At 32.0% G+C, this 17,409-nt stretch carries 15 protein-coding genes; 2 read left to right on the top strand and 13 right to left on the bottom strand.

What is annotated here, in order from left to right; genetic code table 11:
• Window position 1 precedes the first annotated feature (1 nt).
• Window positions 2–1,465 carry a lipopolysaccharide biosynthesis protein gene (locus AAON49_RS03965; protein WP_349552809.1) on the top strand — a complete coding sequence of 488 codons (1,464 nt, stop codon included), beginning with the start codon at window positions 2–4 and terminating at the stop codon, window positions 1,463–1,465.
• On the opposite strand, the gene AAON49_RS03960 is transcribed toward AAON49_RS03965, so the two are convergent.
• From AAON49_RS03960 to AAON49_RS03910, 11 genes are all read right to left on the bottom strand, one after another.
• Complete coding sequence (locus AAON49_RS03960; protein ID WP_349552808.1) at window positions 1,462–1,773, bottom strand: DUF6122 family protein; 312 nt, start codon at window positions 1,771–1,773, stop codon at window positions 1,462–1,464. The two genes, AAON49_RS03965 and AAON49_RS03960, sit on opposite strands and share 4 nt — an antisense overlap.
• A gap of 131 nt (window positions 1,774–1,904) precedes the next feature.
• Window positions 1,905–2,489 carry a Crp/Fnr family transcriptional regulator gene (locus AAON49_RS03955; RefSeq protein ID WP_349552806.1) on the bottom strand — a complete coding sequence of 195 codons (585 nt, stop codon included), beginning with the start codon at window positions 2,487–2,489 and terminating at the stop codon, window positions 1,905–1,907.
• A gap of 206 nt (window positions 2,490–2,695) precedes the next feature.
• Window positions 2,696–3,271, bottom strand: coding sequence for a Crp/Fnr family transcriptional regulator (locus AAON49_RS03950; RefSeq protein WP_349552805.1), 576 nt, complete (start codon window positions 3,269–3,271; stop codon window positions 2,696–2,698).
• Window positions 3,272–3,302: 31 nt separating this feature from the next.
• A complete protein-coding gene (locus tag AAON49_RS03945; protein ID WP_349552803.1) occupies window positions 3,303–3,920 on the bottom strand; it encodes a WbqC family protein in 618 nt (205 codons plus the stop codon).
• 4 nt (window positions 3,921–3,924) lie between these two features.
• Window positions 3,925–5,508: a signal peptidase I gene (lepB, locus tag AAON49_RS03940; protein WP_349552801.1), complete on the bottom strand. Its 1,584-nt coding sequence runs from the start codon at window positions 5,506–5,508 to the stop codon at window positions 3,925–3,927.
• Between the two features lie 56 nt (window positions 5,509–5,564).
• On the bottom strand, window positions 5,565–6,275 hold the full coding sequence (dapB, locus tag AAON49_RS03935) for a 4-hydroxy-tetrahydrodipicolinate reductase (protein ID WP_349552799.1): 711 nt from the start codon (window positions 6,273–6,275) through the stop codon (window positions 5,565–5,567).
• 72 nt (window positions 6,276–6,347) lie between these two features.
• On the bottom strand, window positions 6,348–6,851 hold the full coding sequence (locus tag AAON49_RS03930; RefSeq protein ID WP_349552798.1) for a DUF5683 domain-containing protein: 504 nt from the start codon (window positions 6,849–6,851) through the stop codon (window positions 6,348–6,350).
• Between the two features lie 75 nt (window positions 6,852–6,926).
• Entirely contained in the window at window positions 6,927–7,808 is an 882-nt protein-coding gene (locus tag AAON49_RS03925) for a ParB/RepB/Spo0J family partition protein (RefSeq protein ID WP_349552796.1), read from the bottom strand.
• Entirely contained in the window at window positions 7,792–8,574 is a 783-nt protein-coding gene (locus tag AAON49_RS03920; RefSeq protein ID WP_349552794.1) for a ParA family protein, read from the bottom strand. Before AAON49_RS03920 ends, AAON49_RS03925 begins: the two co-directional genes overlap by 17 nt.
• Window positions 8,575–8,760: 186 nt before the next feature.
• Window positions 8,761–10,227, bottom strand: a complete 1,467-nt coding sequence (locus AAON49_RS03915; RefSeq protein WP_349552793.1) for an aminoacyl-histidine dipeptidase — start codon at window positions 10,225–10,227, stop codon at window positions 8,761–8,763.
• 53 nt (window positions 10,228–10,280) lie between these two features.
• Window positions 10,281–10,913, bottom strand: coding sequence for an NAD(P)H-dependent oxidoreductase (locus tag AAON49_RS03910; protein ID WP_349552791.1), 633 nt, complete (start codon window positions 10,911–10,913; stop codon window positions 10,281–10,283).
• A 130-nt stretch (window positions 10,914–11,043) separates the two neighbouring features.
• Here AAON49_RS03910 and AAON49_RS03905 point away from each other — a divergent pair, with 130 nt between their 5' ends.
• Complete coding sequence (locus AAON49_RS03905; protein ID WP_349552789.1) at window positions 11,044–12,315, top strand: DUF2851 family protein; 1,272 nt, start codon at window positions 11,044–11,046, stop codon at window positions 12,313–12,315.
• Between the two features lies 1 nt (window position 12,316).
• On the opposite strand, the gene AAON49_RS03900 is transcribed toward AAON49_RS03905, so the two are convergent.
• Together AAON49_RS03900 and AAON49_RS03895 are read right to left on the bottom strand one after the other, a co-directional pair.
• Complete coding sequence (locus AAON49_RS03900) at window positions 12,317–14,782, bottom strand: zinc-dependent metalloprotease (protein WP_349552788.1); 2,466 nt, start codon at window positions 14,780–14,782, stop codon at window positions 12,317–12,319.
• A gap of 101 nt (window positions 14,783–14,883) precedes the next feature.
• The gene (locus AAON49_RS03895) at window positions 14,884–17,337 is read right to left on the bottom strand and encodes an alpha-ketoacid dehydrogenase subunit alpha/beta (protein ID WP_349552787.1); all 2,454 of its coding nucleotides are present in this window, start codon (window positions 17,335–17,337) and stop codon (window positions 14,884–14,886) included.
• Window positions 17,338–17,409 lie beyond the last annotated feature (72 nt).

The raw sequence follows: 17,409 nt of genomic DNA, 5'->3' as shown, positions 1-17,409 counted from the left end.
ATTGGGAATTATATTTAAACAATCATTTAAAAACTCATTAATTATCTATTTAGGATTTTTAATTGGGGGGATCAACACCATAATTTTTTACCCTAGGTTCCTTGATTCTGATTATTATGGTTTAGTAAGTTTTCTATTATCTGCATCTAATTTATTTATGCCTTTAATAGCCTTAGGAATTCATTTTACTATTATCAAGTTTTTTTCAGCATACAAAGAGAAAGAAGAGAGAGATAAGTTTATGTCAATTATCTTGTTTTTTCCTCTTTTTGTAGCTATTCCTACGGGGTTTTTATGGGATTCTTTTCACGATTGGATCATGAGTTTTTGTCCAGAAGAGAATAAAATTTTTGCAAAAGATTATACACCCGTTATTTATATTGTAGCATTGTCTTGTGCCTATTTTGAAGTGTTTTACGCTTGGGCAAAAGTACAGTTGCAATCCGTTTTTGGAAACGTTTTAAAAGAATTCTGGAATAGAGCTGTTGTAATGATCTTACTAATTTCTGTATTTTTTGGTTGGATTACAAAGCCAGAATTTATTTACATCCTTACAGGAGCTTATATCCTAAGAACACTTGTAATGATGATTTATGCTTTTAAATTATATCTTCCAAAGTTCAGTTTTCAAGTACCAGAAAACTTTTCTGAAGTTGTTAAATATTCAGCATACATTATATTGGCGGGAAGTGCAGGAGCCATCATATTAGATATTGATAAAGTAATGATTCCTGGAAAAGAAACATTTGAGCAAGCCGCTTACTATTCTGTGGCTGTTTTTATAGGAAGCTTTATTGAAGCACCTAGTAGAGCTATGCGTCAAATTTTACAGCCATTAACATCGAAAACACTTAATGAAAATGATGAAAAGGAAGTAAATTCTCTTTACAAGAGAAGTTCTATAAATCTTTTGTTTATTGGAGGCTTATTCTTTTTACTAATTAACTGTGGAGTTCATGAACTTTTTAAATTGATGCCTGAAGGGTATTCTGGAGGTGAATTGGTAGTGCTACTTATTTCATTAGTAAAGCTATACCATATGCTTTTAGGAAATAATGGAGATATTATTAATAATTCTAAATTTTACCGAATTATATTACCCTTAAGTGTTGGAATGGCACTTTCTGTTTACTTCTTAAACAAACTCTTTTATTTTAGATTGGATTATGGTACAGAAGGATTAGCAATAGCTACCTTTTTAACGATTTACTTTTTTAATAGCATAAAACTATGGTTTGTGTATTACAAATTTAAAATGGTGCCATTTACTAATAAGACATTGATAATGTTATTTATTATTGCTGCTTTATTTGGAGCTTTTTATTTTTGGAACTTTAATTTTCACCCACTAATTAATATCGCTCTTAAATCTATACTAATAACAATTGTGTATTTAGTGATTTCAATAAGATTAAAGATATCACCAGAAATCAACAGATTGGTTTCAAGATTTATAAAGATTTAAAGAAAACAATCTATTCCATCTGCTATCATATGCATTAGCAACCCAATTGCAACAACCCTAGTTTTTTTAAAAAACAGTAAAAATAAATACAAAGCTATTGCGTAATAGGAATGTAATGGATGAAAGTTTATACTACATCTATTTGGATTATAAATCGGGTTAGCTATTAAGTGATCTAAGTCAACAAGCATAGTAAGTAAGAAAATAAGATATACTTGTTTCCATTTAGATTTAAACAGAAGAATAGCTAATCCTAGTGGAACTAAGAAATGTAAGCTATAATGTATAATAAACTTAACTTCTAGCATTTTAAAACTTTATGCATAAAAAAAACTTGCCTTAAAAAAAGCAAGTTTTCTAAATATGGGTAAAAATAATAATTTCTTGGGGGAAATATTACGATATAAAAGTAGTAAAAGTTTTAATGATTATTATTAACTTATGTTAATATTTTTTTATATAAGTCTTTTCTAATTCTACTCAACTGAACAGGTGTGATATTTAAGTAAGAAGCTATATGATATTGAGGGATTAAGTTTTCTATATCAGGAATATGCTTTTTAAGTTTAAGGTATCGTTGTTTAGCATTTAATATAGATAATTCAAATATTCTTTTTTCCATTCTAATAAAAATGCGCTCCAAAACTTTATTGTAAAGAGTTGCGATCTCTAAGTTTTCAGCTGCAAGTTTTTTAAACTGTTGAAAATCTCCCACTAAAACTTTACAGTCTGTTAGGCATTCATAAATAATTTCTGTAGGTTTTTGTTGTATTAAAGCAGTAAATGCTCCAATAGCTCGAGTAGGAATATATAGGGAACGAATAAATTCTTTTCCCTTCTCATCAGTCACATAAGATCTAACAATACCTGAAGTTAAAATAAAAAATTTAGTTGGGATTTCTCCTAGATTGGCTATTTTGTCCTTCTTTTTTAACTCCTTGATTTCTAGGAGTTCTGCGTATTGTCTTTTACTCTGTTCTGACAAATGAGAAAACTCCGATATTGCATCAATTAGTTTTTTCATACTTAATTCTGACTAGGAGGTAGAATCTAAGACGTCATAAGGTAACTCTTTTTTTTCTAAAAGAAATCTTAAAAATAAAAAAAAGGCTTGTTCAATTAAATGACAAGCCTTTTAGTCGGGGGACTAATGAAGTTTCAGGGGGTTAAAACTCAACTACAAAATTAATAACTTAAGTAGGAATAATAATAAACCTATGTTTAGACCGATTATTTAGAGAAAATTTTTTTACGAATTCTACTCAACTGAATAGAAGTTATATTTAAGTAAGAGGCAATATGATTAAGTTGGATCATATTTTCAATATCTGGAATTCTTTCTTTTAGATGTAAATATCTTTCGGTTGCATTTAATGTAGACAGAATAGTTGCTTTGTCTTCCATATTTATAAAAGCTTCCTCTAAGCATCTGTTGTAAAGAATGCTAATATCATGATGCTTTTTTGTAAGTTCAATAAAATTTAAGAAGTTCCCTTCAAAGAGGGTTACATCTGTAAGGCAATTAAATTCTGCTACAGATGGTTCTGCATTTAGACTAGAAATTAAAGAGGTAAATATTGCAGGGGATTTGAAAATTGACCGTGTTTTTTCTTTTCCATTCTTATCAATTAAGACAGATCTAGCAAATCCATCTACCATGATGAAAAACTTGCTTGAGGCTTCACCAGTCCTGTACAAGACATCATTTTTTTTGAAGTTCTTTTTGGTAAATAATTTTTCGAACTTTCTTAATGATGTTGGTGATAAAGGATGGTAAATTGAGACAAAGTCCTTAATTGTTCCCACGATTCAATTTTATACCTAATTAAGAAAGGGGCTATTCCAAAGTTACGTTAACTTTTTCTAAAAAACTAATTGTATTAGGTCCTTCCATAAATAGTAGATCTAAAATAGATAGGTTTTGTAGAAACCCAAATTTGTCATCAAATACTTGAATATAGGATGCGCAGTTAGTCTTCGGATGCTTTTTTACACTTGCTAAATTCCTAAAATCTTTTGAAGCATTATCAACGTATTCTTCTGTTAAAGAGTGTTGTTTTAAAAGCTCTAAAGCATCATTGATAAATAAGAAGCTATCAATATTTACATCTAATAAATACTTATAATTTGCAGAAAAGATCTTCATTAGATCATCTTCGTAGAATTCAAAAAAAGGAGAACTATTGTAAGCTGTTTTTAGGGATTTATAATGTTGCTTTTGCCAATTAGAGCCTTCTTCAATAAGGATATCTTTTGTTTTTTGTTTCAGCTCAGATTTAGAATGTGTGATAGGGATATTCAATAGTTGCTTTCCATTGGCACCATATATATAGCATCTGTTTCTATAGGTTTGCTTTTGAAAATTGTCTTCTACTTCAAACTCAAGATGATCAGATTGAAAAATCATTCCGTATTGAGAAATAGGAGAGAAGTATGTGGGAATGAAAAGAGCCATGATATTACTTCTTGGCTTTCTTAAGTTTTCCTTTTAAGAAAAAGCTATAGAGTAGATATAATCCTAAAGCAATAAGAACATATTTTAAGTATGAAACAGGTTCTCCATCTCCTCCAACGGTTGAAAACATTCTATCCCAACGAATCTCACCTGTTTTAGTATCTCTGCTAAACCAAATAAGTACAGGTTTTCCTACTACATGATCAAAAGGAACATACCCCCATCGTCTTGCATCAACAGAATTCTGACGATTATCTCCCATCATCCAATAGTAGTCTTGCTTAAATGTATAGGAATCTACCTTTTCTCCATTGATAAAGTAATTATTGCCAATAATATCCAATTGATTTCCTTCGTACTCAGAAATAACTCTTTTGTAAAAAGGCATTGAGTATTCGTCTAATTTAACTGTTGTACCTTGTTTAGGAATAAAGATTGGACCAAAATTATCTGAATTCCAACCCAAGCTAGGTACATGAGGAAATATTTCTGAATCTGACTCTCCTTTTGGTTTTATTGTTTTGGTTACAGAAGTTACTTTAGAATGTTTTCTAAGTTTTTCAGCTTCTTTGTCAGTAAGAGTTAGAAAGTAATTTCCATTTCTCATTTGTCCACCTTCTCTGACTCCATATCTATCAATTAAATCATTTGCATTAATTGTCTGACCTTTAGTATCAACAATAAAATTATATTGTGGTTTGGCTCTGTCTGGCAAAACGGTTTTCTTTCCATTAATGTAAATGTACCCATCTCGTATTTCTAATGAATCGCCAGGGATTCCGACACAGCGTTTTACTAGATTTGTTTTTTTGTCTATAGGTTTGTAGTAATTTCTGTCGGGTGTAAACTCATTCATGTCCAACAATGTATCTGCTGGCTGATTGAATACTACAATCTCATTCCTTTTGATTTTTTGAAAACCAGGAACTCTCATATAAGGGAGTTGCAGCTTGTTTTTTAAAGCTGTTTCTCTCTTTTCATAATTGTCGCTAAACAAATAAGATTTCTTTTTTGTGAGCGGAATTGTATCGTGAATCATAGGTGCTGCTACAGTAGTCATAGGAACTCTTGCACCATAATGAAATTTACTTACAAACAAATAATCTCCAACCAATAACGTTTTTTCTAAAGAAGAAGAAGGAATTACGTAAGGTTGCATAAAATAAGTATGCACCATAGTGGCAGCAATAATAGCAAAAGCAATTGCACTAACCCATTCGCCAAGCGACGTTCTAGGTTTTAAACTTCGGTCTGTTTTATAAGCAGCATCGGTAGCATAATTAATATAAAATATATACAGTCCTAAGGTAAGTACAACCAAAATCGTATCCTTTCTCTGGTTGAAACCAAAACTACGAGCAGTTTCTATCCAAAAAACAGGAAACATTAGTTGATTTACAATTGGGAAAAACAATAAAATTACCCACCATTTAGGCCTTTTGATAATTCCTGCTAATACAATTGCATTGTATATAGGAATTGCAGCTTCCCAAGCTTTTCTTCCAGCTCTAACATATAATTTCCATGTTCCTGCAAAATGTATCAATTGAATGACAAGGAAAAAAAGAAACCATTCAGTAAAATTCATATTCTATATTTTTTGCTTTAGCTATTCGTTACAAATAAAAGAAAATGTTACGGTATTTAACCTATGTTTAACACATCTTTCATAGTATGTACTCCAGTATTGTTAATAATCCATTCAGCAGCAATAACAGCTCCTAAGGCAAAACCTTTTCTATTATGTGCAGTATGCTTAATCTCTATTGAATCTACTTCAGAACTATAATCGATGCTATGGGTTCCAGGAACTTCAGGTATTCTCTTGGCTACAATCGGAATCGATTTTAGATTGTTGCTAATATTATTTTCTTCTAAATTCCAATCTTGTTTGTTTGAGTTTTCTATAATTCCTTCAGCAAGTGTGATAGCAGTTCCGCTAGGAGCATCTAACTTTTTTGTATGATGTATTTCTTCCATAGAAATAGAATATTCGCTAAGAGATCCCATCATTTTAGCGAGTTGTTTATTCAACTCAAAAAAGATATTCACACCCACACTAAAGTTAGAAGCATAAATAAAACTTCCATTGTTTTCTTCACAAATTTTTACAGCATCTTCGTACTTTTCAAGCCAACCTGTGGTTCCAGAAATTACTGGAACATTATTTCGAAAACAATTGGTAATATTTTGAAAAGCAGCCGAAGGAATACTAAAATCTATTGCTACATCTGCTATACTAATGTCATATTCTTCTTCTTCAGATATTTTCAACACTATTTCGTGACCTCTTTGTAAAGCAATCTTTTCGATTTCTTTACCCATTCTACCGTAGCCTAATAATGCAATTTTCATGCGTTGTTTTTTATTGTTTTCTTGATATATCGAACCTATAATGTAAAATAATTTTAATCATAAAGGTCTCAATTAAAAAGAGTATTTAAGTCTTAACCCAAAAGTTGGAGCTTCCACTCTTATTGGGTCTGGAATCATAATTGGTTTTACAGACAAGTTATCACCTGTGTCAAATTGTAATAAATGAGCATTTACACTCGCTTCAACAATTTGCAATACATAAATTAATACTGTTGAAAGTAATGATAAGTCTCTGTTATTTCGTAAAGTTCTTTGAGCACTTATCAAACCATCTCTTGAAATAATTACATTTCCGTTATCAAGAGTGAATTCGTCTTGTAATCCTGCCTCTCTTTGTTTAAAAGCTCTTCTATATCTTTTGTATTGACTATTGTTGTCTAGATATAAATATGTACTAGTTCCTAAAGCTGCCCAAACAATAGGAGCTTTCCAATACTTTTTATTATAAATCTGTCCCATTCCAGGAAAGATAGCTGAGTAAAAAGCTGCTTTAGATGGAGATAAAGGATTGTATGAATCGGTCAGCGAGATTTTTTTGTTACTTTTTACGTTCACAGAATCTTTCTGTGCAAAACTGTAAAAGGAAACAAGAAATATAAATAGTGTTGATATGATTGATCTTTGAAGCACTTACTTTAATAGGTTTTTGATTCTTTCAAAATCCTCTTGAGAATGAAAAGGAATAGAAATCTTTCCTTTTCCTTTAGAATTCACGCTCACATCTATTTTATGGCCAATATATCCGCTTATTTGAGAAACTCCTTCTTTGATGTACTTAGGAAGGGCTTTCTTTTTTGGTTTAGCAATTGTACCAGATTTTAAGCTCTTAACTAAATCTTCTGTTTGTCGTACAGACAGTTTTTCTCTTAAAATCTTTTCGTAGATATTTAATTGATCTTCAGAATTCTCAACATTGATTAAGGCTCTTCCATGACCCATTGAAATAAAACCATCTCTCATTCCGGTTTGTAATATAGGGTCTAGTTTTAGTAACCTCAAATAATTAGTTACAGTAGATCTTTTTTTACCAACTCTGATACTTAACTCTTCTTGAGTTAACTGAATTTCTTCTATTAGTCTTTGGTAAGAAAGTGCTACCTCGATTGGATCCAAATTTTTACGCTGGATGTTTTCTACCAATGCCATTTCTAGCATTTCCTGATCGTTAGCAATTCTTATATAAGCAGGAATAGTTTTGTTGCCTACTAACTTAGAAGCTCTAAATCTTCGTTCACCAGAAACCAGCTGAAAAGCATTGCCTACTTTTCTAACGGTAATGGGCTGTATAACTCCTAGTTCTCTTATAGAACTTGCAAGTTCTCGTAATGCTTCTTCATCAAAATAAGTCCTAGGTTGGTAAGGATTTACTTCTATAGAATCTAATTCTATTTCTATAATATTACCAACAACCTTATCTGCATTCTTATCTGAAACAGAATTAATATCAGTTGAATCTTTTAATAAGGCTGAAAGTCCTCTACCTAACGCTTGCTTCTTATGAGCCTTTGCCATAATACTGATTCTTTTTTAAGAGTTCGTTTGCCAAATTTAAATAATTTACGGCACCTTTACTTGTTGCATCGTAAGCAATAATACTTTCTCCATAACTAGGTGCTTCTCCTAAACGTGTATTTCTTCGAATAATTGTATCAAAAACCATTGTACTAAAGTGTTTTTGAACTTCATCAACTACTTGATTAGAAAGACGTAAGCGCGAATCGAACATGGTTAGTAAAAGTCCTTCAATGTCTAATTTTGGATTGTGAATTTTTTGAACACTTTTAATAGTGTTTAGAAGCTTTCCTAATCCTTCTAGAGCAAAATATTCACACTGAATAGGAATAATTACAGAGTCTGCTGCTACCAGAGAGTTCAAAGTAATTAATCCTAAAGACGGTGCACAATCAATGATAATATAATCATAATCGTGTTTTATTTCATCTAAAGAGTCTTTCAACATGTATTCTCTTCGCTCTTTGTCTACCAATTCAATTTCTATAGCAACTAAATCGATATGAGCAGCAATAATATCTAGGTTAGGTGATTCGGTTTTTTGAATGGCTTGTTTAGCCGATACAGTATGTTCTAATACTTGATAGGTGCCAGCGGTAACAGATTCTACATCCATGCCTAAACCCGATGAAGCATTAGCCTGAGGATCAGCATCTATTAAGAGTACTTTCTTTTCTAAGACCCCTAAAGATGCAGCTAAATTAACGGATGTTGTTGTTTTTCCAACTCCGCCTTTTTGATTTGCAATAGCAATAATTTTACCCATGAAAGATTATTGGTTTCAACAAGTAAATTTACGATTAAATACGATTTTTAGAAAGCAAAGATGTTAACAAAAAGATAAAACTTTAAGCCTTTGTTTTACTTAATGTTAAGGCTTGTTTCTTAAAGTTATCAAACAAATCTATTTGAATTGTTTTTCTTGTTTAGCTACAAATTAATCGTAAAAGATTTAACTTGTTTTTTCTGGAATATTCTCTAATATTTTTAATAAGAATTTCCAAAACTTTTGCACTGATGCAATATTTACTTTTTCATCTGGTGAATGAGCTCCAGTAATAGTAGGTCCAAAAGAGATCATATCCATATTGGGGTAATTCTGACCTAAAATTCCACATTCTAAACCTGCATGACAGGCCACAACATTTGGTTTTTCTTGAAATAAGTGTTCATATAAGTGGGTAAGAACTTTCAGAATTTCTGAATCTACATTGGGTTCCCATCCAGGGTATGAACCAGAGTAGCTTACTTCAAAACCAGCCAATTCAAATGTTGAACGTAAAGAATTTGCTAAGTCATATTTTGAAGATTCTGATGATGATCTGGTAAGGCAATCGATTTGTATTGTTCCTTCTTTTACAACTACTTTGGCTATGTTGTTTGAAGTTTCTACCAAATCTTCCATATCAGCACTCATCTTGTATACTCCATTCAAAGCACCATAAATAGATTTAATAAAACCTTCTTGCGCTTGTAGACCCATTACATTGTTGGGAATATCTGCAGAAGATACTTCTATTGAGAGATTGGGTTCAGTTGTTTTGTATTCTTTTTTGATGGTTTCAATTAAAGCATCAATTTCAAATAAGAAAGGTTCTTTAGATATTTCATCAATTATAAAAGTTGCAAAACTTTCTCTTGGAATAGCATTTCTTAGGCTTCCTCCATTTACTTGTGAAATTCTCAGTCCAAAATGTTCAAAGCCACTGTATAAAAGGCGATTCATTATTTTGTTGGCATTTCCTAAACCTTTATGAATATCCATTCCTGAATGACCTCCTTGTAATCCAGTAATTGCTATGTTGAAGGCAATTGTTTTATCTGGAATATTTTCTTCTTTATAAGTTTTTTTTGCTGTAACATCTACTCCTCCAGCACATCCCATATCAATTTCATCATCTTCTTCAGTGTCGAGATTTAAAAGAATCTCTCCTTCTAAGAGACCTCCTTTTAGTCCCATAGCACCCGTCATTCCTGTTTCTTCGTCTATAGTAAATAGAGCTTCAATTTCAGGATGAGAAATAGTAGTTGAAGAAAGTACAGCCATAATAGCTGCAACTCCTAATCCATTGTCTGCACCTAAGGTAGTGCCATCTGCAGTAACCCAACCATCTTCAATAAGCATTTTAATTCCTTGATTATCAAAATCAAATACTGTATCAGAATTTTTCTGATGAACCATGTCTAAGTGACTTTGCATCACGATGGCCTTCTTGTTTTCAAACCCTTTAGTGGCTTGTTTTTTGATGATTACATTTCCAACAGAATCAACAATAGTTTCTAGATTTAGTTTGTTCCCGAAATCAACCATAAATTGGATAACACGCTCTTCTTTTTTTGAAGGTCTAGGAACAGCATTTAGGTCAGAAAAATGATTCCAAAGTGCAGTAGGTTCTAATTGTCTGATATCAGAATTCATATGGAGGATTTTAAGTTAAGTTGATATCAAATGTATAAAAATGGATTTGAGAATCAAGAGATTTCTACAACTATTTCTGCTAATTTTTTACGCACTTTTTTCTGGTCTTTCATGTAGTCATCATTAGCTCTAATACCTACAGGTAAAACCAAAACAGAGCTTAAGTTTTTTGATTTTAAATCTAAAACTTCGTCATATTTTTCTGGAATAAAACCTTCCATCGGGCAAGAATCTATTTTTTCATTTGCGCAAACTGTAAGTAAGTTTCCTAGTGCTAAATATGCTTGATTTTTTGCCCATGAGATTAAATCTTGATTGCTCCTCTCAGAAATAACTTGTTTTAAATAATCTCGAAAAGGGTTGATGATTTCATCAGGAGTGTTTCTAATTTCTTGCACTCTTTCAAAGTATTTTTCTACATCATTTTCATTCAAGTTGGTGTCTACACATAAGATTAATACATGAGAAGCTTGAGCAACTTGTTGTTGATTCCAGCTATGCTCTACTAAACTTTTTTGAATTTTTTTATTTTGAAGTATTACCAGTTTTATTGGTTGCAATCCATAAGAGGTAGCCGTTAAATTAAAAGCTTCTTTTAATGCATTGATGTGTTCTTGTGATAAATATTTATTGTCGTCAAATTTTTTAACAGCATAGCGCCATTTTAAACTTTTGATACTATCCATTTGTTTTTGTTTGTGGCAAAAATACAATGGAAATTTCACCTGTTTTCTTTTTTAGTATTAATTAAATCGATAATTCTATAGAAAACCTCTTTTTAGATTTTTTGTATCTTGGGAATCAAAGAATTAAGCTATGAAGGAAGATTTTCTACACTATGTGTGGAACTATCAGTTATTGGATAGTTCTCGTCTCAAAACAACTTGCCAACAATCTTTATCTGTAATTCATACTGGTATATATAATTCTGATTCGGGTCCAGATTTTTCATGTGGACGAATACGAATTGAAAATCAATTATGGATTGGGAATATTGAAATTCATTTGAAATCTTCAGATTGGTATTTTCACAATCATGAAACAGATGATAATTATGATTCTGTAATATTACATGTAGTATGGAGCCATGATGTAGATGTTTTTATGAAGAATAACAAACCATTACCAACATTAGAATTGAAGTCTATTGTAACTCCTTCTGTTTTGAAAAATTATCAGCAGTTACAAGGTAGAAACGTATCTTGGATTCCTTGTGAAAAACAGCTTAAAGATATAGATGAATTTACTCTTAGTCATTGGTTGGAATGTTTGTATATAGAAAGATTAGAAAAAAAATCTACTAACATTCTCAAACTATTGAAACAAACAAAGAATGATTGGGAAGCAGTACTATTTGTTTTAATTGCTAAGAGTTTTGGATTGAACAAAAATGGAGATGCTTTTATGCAAATGGCAAGTTCTATTCCTTTTTCAATTGTTAGGAAGGAAGCATATGATCAAACAAGATTTGAAGCTTTGCTTTTTGGTCAAGCTGGTTTTTTAGAGAAAGAGTTTAATGAATCTTATGGTAGAAAATTGAAAGAGGAGTATCAGTATATAAAACACAAATATAATTTGAATCCAATGCCTGAGAATCAGTTTCTGTTTTTTCGAATGCGACCTTCAAATTTTCCTACCATCCGAATAGCCCAACTTTCTGTTTTGTATACTAAGAATAGAGACCTGTTTTCAAAAATTATGAATTGTAAAAGTATTAAAGAGGTTTATAATTTATTTGAAATTGAAGTTGATGAGTTCTGGAAAAACCACTATACTTTTTCAAAAGAATCTAAAAGATCTTTAAAACGATTAACAAAAAATTTTATTGATCTCATAATTATCAATACAATTATTCCTTTAAAGTTTTGCTATTTAAAATCTATTCAACAACTCAATGAAGAGGAACTTATTGCGATGGTTAGGTTATTGAAGCCAGAGAAGAATGGTATTATAGAGAAGTTTAGTGAGCTTAAGATTGAAGCAAAAAATGCGTTTGAAACACAGGCTTTGCTTGAACTTAAAAATAACTATTGCGCAAAGAAACGATGTTTACAATGCGCAATAGGAAATAAGTTGGTAAGGAATTAACTTACTTTTTAGGGTTTAAAACATCATCAATCCTAGAAATGCAATCTCTATAATGATATTTCGTAATTCTATTTACTCCTCTATTACTAGCAGTTCTTAACTGACTTTTTAAGGTAGTTAATTCTCCTCTAATTATTGAAAACAAATCGGAATTTTGAGCATTGTTTGTAGTCATTAATGTTCTCATCCTTTCTATAAATGATTTCTGTAAATTTCTTCTAAAAACATCTACATTTCTTTGTGCATTTGTTTCAGAAAAAATGCCTCTTCGTAAATCTCTAATCATATCAGTAGGAGAGTAGAACTCTTTTTGAGTTACTTCTGAATTGGCCATTCTTTGCATTCTGTTTACGTTTAATAAACTATACAATTGTCTATTTTGCAATCCTAAAATTCTTTCTGCATATCCAGTTGGGTTTATATTCTTTAAAATATCGGTTGGCATAATCCAGTCTTGTGTCGCAAAAACATTTTTCAACAACCAATTGATTGCCTCTTTTTGTTTTGCTTTGGAAACAGTTACATATACATTACCAGATTGTGAAGGTTTTTTGTTGTACTCAGCAACACCTCCGACTACACCAGTAACATGACCAGAATATCTACTGTAAACCCCTAAAAGCTCACCGTAAAGTTCAGCTAAGTCATCATAATTGTTTGTTTGATCTGAGGTCCAACTTTGTAAATTTTTAGCAACTATTTTTAAATTTTTCACTCCGTATGTACTAGCTTTTACTTGATCATTACCAATTCCTTCAGTTTGAGATTCGGGATCAAAAGCTCTGCTTCCTCCACGTTGAATTCCAAATTTATAAACAGGATCGTTTCCTTTTTCTGCAATCCATTGATCAAGTGTTTTTACTTCGTCTTCTGGACTATTAACATTTGGGATTATTCGATATCCCCAATTGATAGAATAGTGATCATAAGGTCCTAATTGACGAATAAAGCGAATGTTTTTATCACCTGGTTGTGCTACGTAATTATATCGTGCATAATCCATAATAGTTGCAGCTATTCCATTTTTTTGAGTAAATGATCCAGAACGTAAAGAGTCTACTGGATAAGCATAACTTGCAGCCATGTTGTGAGGCAATCCTAGTGCATGACCAATTTCATGAGCAATTACCATTCGCATCATATCACCAATTTCTTCATCTGGCGTATCTAATGATCTAGCAGATGGATTTGCAGCTCCTGTTTCAAGTAAATAACGATTTCTGTAAGAACGTAAATGGTTGTGATACCATATAATATCACTTTCTATAATCTCGCCAGAACGTGGATCAGAAACACTTGGGCCTACTGCATTTCGAGTTGTGCTTGCAACGTATCTTATGGACGAATAGCGAATGTCTTCCATGCTAAACTCAGGATCTTCTTCTTTGGTAGGAGGCATTTTGGCCATAATAGCGTTTTTAAATCCTGCGGATTCAAATACTTTTTGCCAATCATCAACTCCTTGTTTGATATACTTCCTTAATTTTTTAGGCGTTGCGGGATCTAAGTAGTAGACAATAGGTTTTTTTGGTTCTACCAATTCACCACGTGCATAAGCAGCTGGGTCTTTAGGTTCTAGTCTCCAACGTCTAATGTATTGTTTTGCATCAGCCTTTAAAGCTTCAGAGCTATAGTCAACATTTCGTACCGTAAAATATCCAACTCGTTTATCGAAAATTCTAGGCATCATAGGTTTTTCTGGCAGAATAATCATAGATTGATTTACTCTTATGGTAATTGTGTTTGTACTTTGATTGCTAGGAGGATTGTCTGCATCAAATGTAAAATCTTGAATAACTTCTATGTTTTTAGGGTAACTCCTAATTGCGTTAATAAAACTTCTACTTGCATCTAATCTTCGTACCCTGTACATTCTTCTAAATCGCGCTGGTAAACCTGAGATAGCTTTTATATCTGTAGAGAAAAACTTGGTAACATCCACCAATGTGGCTGTAGAATCAGGATTTGTGGTTTTGATATCAAAAGCATAAATAATAGGTTCTAGATTATTTGCTTTTACCGATTTATATATGGGTAAGCTATCTTCAGCTACAGCACTAAAAGATCGTACTTTGAGTAAAAGTTTCTTTTTAAACTTTTCCCAAACTACTACTTGCGTGTTTATTTTGCTTCCTGCATTTACATAGCCTCCACCTAATCCAGAAGGGATGTCTTTCAGGCGTGTAACTAATAGCATTTCTTTTCCTAAAAGTTCGTTAGGAACCTCGTAATAAAATTTACCTTTTGTCTCATGAACGTCAAATAACCCTTTGTCTGTCTTCGTAGATTTATTGACAAAGTCATTGTATTTAATTGTCTTCTTTTTAGGCTTAGGTTTTTGAGTTGCTATTTCTTTGGACTTATTTTTTCTATCCTTACGTTTTTTTTTAACTCTTGCGCTTTGCGCGATACTTGAAGTTGGGACAGCAATACATAAGATGATTGCAAGAAGTAATATTCGTTTCATTGTATGAATGATATAGGTTGTTTAGACCTCTAAAATAAGAAATCCAACCTTTATCTAAATGTTAAAAAAAATCTCAAACAGAAATGTTTGAGATGTTATTTTTAATACAGTGGTTTAAATCGATTTGGATCTGCTTCATGCATTATCTCGTAAATCTTTTCAAAAATATCTTCTGTTGATGGTTTTGAGAAATAATCTCCATCAGTTCCATAAGCTGGTCTATGAGCTTTTGCAGTTAAAGTTGCAGGTTTGCTATCTAAATATTGATATGCATCTTGATTCTCTACGATCTCTTGTAATAAATAAGCTGAAGCACCACCTGGGACATCTTCGTCAACTACTAACAATCTATTGGTTTTAGCAACAGATTTTACAGTGTCGTGATTTATATCAAAAGGAAGTAAACTTTGAGCATCAACAATTTCAATATTGATTCCTACTTGAGCTAATTCTTTTCCAGCTTCCTCTACTAATCGCAATGTAGATCCGTAAGAAACAACTGTAATATCTGTTCCTTCTTTGATTGTTTCAACTACACCGATAGGAGTGGTATATTCGCCTAAGTTTGATGGTAATTGTTCTTTTAAACGATACCCGTTTAAACATTCTACAATCAAAGCAGGATCATCTCCTTGTAGTAATGTATTATAAAAACCTGCAGCTTTTGTCATGTTTCTTGGAACTAACACATGGATTCCTCTTACATTATGAATGATACCACCCATTGGAGAGCCAGAATGCCAAATTCCTTCTAATCTGTGTCCTCTAGTTCTAATAATTAACGGAGCCTTTTGCTTTCCGTAACTTCTATAACGTAAGGTAGCCAAATCATCACTCATTATTTGTAGTGCATATAGAAGATAATCTAGATACTGTATTTCTGCAATTGGTCTTAAACCTCTCATTGCCATTCCAATACCTTGTCCTAAAATTGTAGCTTCACGAATACCAGTATCTGAAACTCTTAATTCACCGTGTTTCTCTTGTAATCCTTCTAATCCTTGATTTACATCTCCAATTTTACCTGCATCTTCTCCAAAAACCAAGACTTCAGGATGTTTTGTTAGCAATGCATCAAAATTATCACGCATAATTACTCTAGCATCAACTGCTTCGGAGTTTTCTCCATAAACAGGACTTACTTCTGGAATATTTAAAGCAGAATCTTCAGTTTCACTTATAAGATGTGAAGAATATTTATCATAAGCATCATGAATAGATGATTTGATAAAGTTTTGTAATTCAATCTTCTCATTAAGATTTTCATCTTTTACATATCGTAATGCTTTTCTGGCTGTAGATAAAACATCTTTTCTAATGGGTTCTGCAATTGAAATTAAATCGTTTTTTAACTTGGTAATAAAAGTTCCGTTAGAACTTTTTGCAGCTATTTTATCTAAGATAGATGCAGCTTCTGTAACTTCATTTTTAATCTCACCAATAAAGGCATTCCAAGCATTTCTTTTTGCAGCACTTACTTCTTTTTTTGCGTTTTTGTCTATGGCAATTAATTCTTCTTCAGATTCTACAAATTTTAAGGTTTCTCCATTGGCACCTTCTAATTCAAAACCTAAAATCCATTCACGCATTTTTGCAATACAATCGAAATCTTGTTCCCATTGTAAACGTTCTTTACTTTTATATCTTTCATGAGATCCAGATGTAGAGTGACCTTGAGGTTGTGTTAATTCTTTTACGTGAATTAATACTGGAATGTGTTTTTCTCTAGCTATTTGAGAAGCTTTATTGTAAGTATCAACTAGTTGAACATAATCCCAACCATTAACAACAAAGATTTCATAACCATTTGTGTCGTTCTCTTTTTGAAATCCTTTTAATATTTCTGAGATGCTTTCTTTTGTAGTTTGATATTTTGCGTGTACTGATATTCCATATTCATCATCCCAAACACTCATCACCATGGGAACTTGCATTACCCCAGCAGCATTAATAGTTTCAAAGAAAATTCCTTCACTTGTACTTGCATTTCCAATTGTTCCCCATGCTACCTCTTTACCTTGATTAGAAAACTTAGTGTGTTTTTCTAATCCTTTTACATTTTTATAGATTTTAGAAGCTTGTGCTAATCCTAACAATCTAGGCATTTGTCCTGCAGTAGGAGAGATGTCTGCACTAGAATTTTTTTGTTGCATTAGGTTTTTCCAACTTCCATCTTCATTAATGCTGTGTGTGGCAAAATGACCTCCCATTTGTCTTCCAGCTGACATCGGTTCAATAGTGATATCGGTATGGGCATATAACCCAGCAAAGAATTGCTGAGCATCTAACTCACCAATTGCCATCATGAAAGTTTGATCTCTATAGTATCCAGAACGGAAATCTCCATTTTGGAATGCTTTGGCTAATGCTAGCTGAGGAACTTCTTTTCCGTCTCCAAATATTCCAAATTTAGCTTTTCCTGTAAGAACCTCACGTCTACCTAATAAACTACACTCTCTACTAATACGAGCAATTTTGTAATCATTTAAAACCTCGTTCTTAAAATCGTTAAATGATATTTGCTTTGTATTTGTTTGTGTAGAAGTGTTCGTCATGATCAAGGTTTTTTATGTTTTGCAAAGGTAGTTTTTTTAGATGAAATTTAAAAATTCATCTTATAATTGCGT

Origin of the sequence: Pseudotenacibaculum sp. MALMAid0570 (genome assembly GCF_040151415.1) — a bacterium.
In the GTDB taxonomy this organism is placed as follows: Bacteria; Bacteroidota; Bacteroidia; order Flavobacteriales; family Flavobacteriaceae; genus Polaribacter.
This window is presented reverse-complemented; position numbering and strand designations above follow the sequence as displayed.

What these genes read in the sequence shown, in the direction of transcription:
- AAON49_RS03960 (WP_349552808.1), bottom strand. Translation starts at nt 1,773, where the DNA reads ATGCTAGAAGTTAAGTTTATTATACATTATAGCTTACATTTCTTAGTT.
- AAON49_RS03955 (WP_349552806.1), bottom strand. Translation starts at nt 2,489, where the DNA reads ATGAAAAAACTAATTGATGCAATATCGGAGTTTTCTCATTTGTCAGAA.
- AAON49_RS03945 (WP_349552803.1), bottom strand. Translation starts at nt 3,920, where the DNA reads ATGGCTCTTTTCATTCCCACATACTTCTCTCCTATTTCTCAATACGGA.
- lepB (WP_349552801.1), bottom strand. Translation starts at nt 5,508, where the DNA reads ATGAATTTTACTGAATGGTTTCTTTTTTTCCTTGTCATTCAATTGATA.
- dapB (WP_349552799.1), bottom strand. Translation starts at nt 6,275, where the DNA reads ATGAAAATTGCATTATTAGGCTACGGTAGAATGGGTAAAGAAATCGAA.
- AAON49_RS03925 (WP_349552796.1), bottom strand. Translation starts at nt 7,808, where the DNA reads ATGGCAAAGGCTCATAAGAAGCAAGCGTTAGGTAGAGGACTTTCAGCC.
- AAON49_RS03920 (WP_349552794.1), bottom strand. Translation starts at nt 8,574, where the DNA reads ATGGGTAAAATTATTGCTATTGCAAATCAAAAAGGCGGAGTTGGAAAA.
- AAON49_RS03915 (WP_349552793.1), bottom strand. Translation starts at nt 10,227, where the DNA reads ATGAATTCTGATATCAGACAATTAGAACCTACTGCACTTTGGAATCAT.
- AAON49_RS03910 (WP_349552791.1), bottom strand. Translation starts at nt 10,913, where the DNA reads ATGGATAGTATCAAAAGTTTAAAATGGCGCTATGCTGTTAAAAAATTT.
- AAON49_RS03905 (WP_349552789.1), top strand. Translation starts at nt 11,044, where the DNA reads ATGAAGGAAGATTTTCTACACTATGTGTGGAACTATCAGTTATTGGAT.
- AAON49_RS03900 (WP_349552788.1), bottom strand. Translation starts at nt 14,782, where the DNA reads ATGAAACGAATATTACTTCTTGCAATCATCTTATGTATTGCTGTCCCA.
- AAON49_RS03895 (WP_349552787.1), bottom strand. Translation starts at nt 17,337, where the DNA reads ATGACGAACACTTCTACACAAACAAATACAAAGCAAATATCATTTAAC.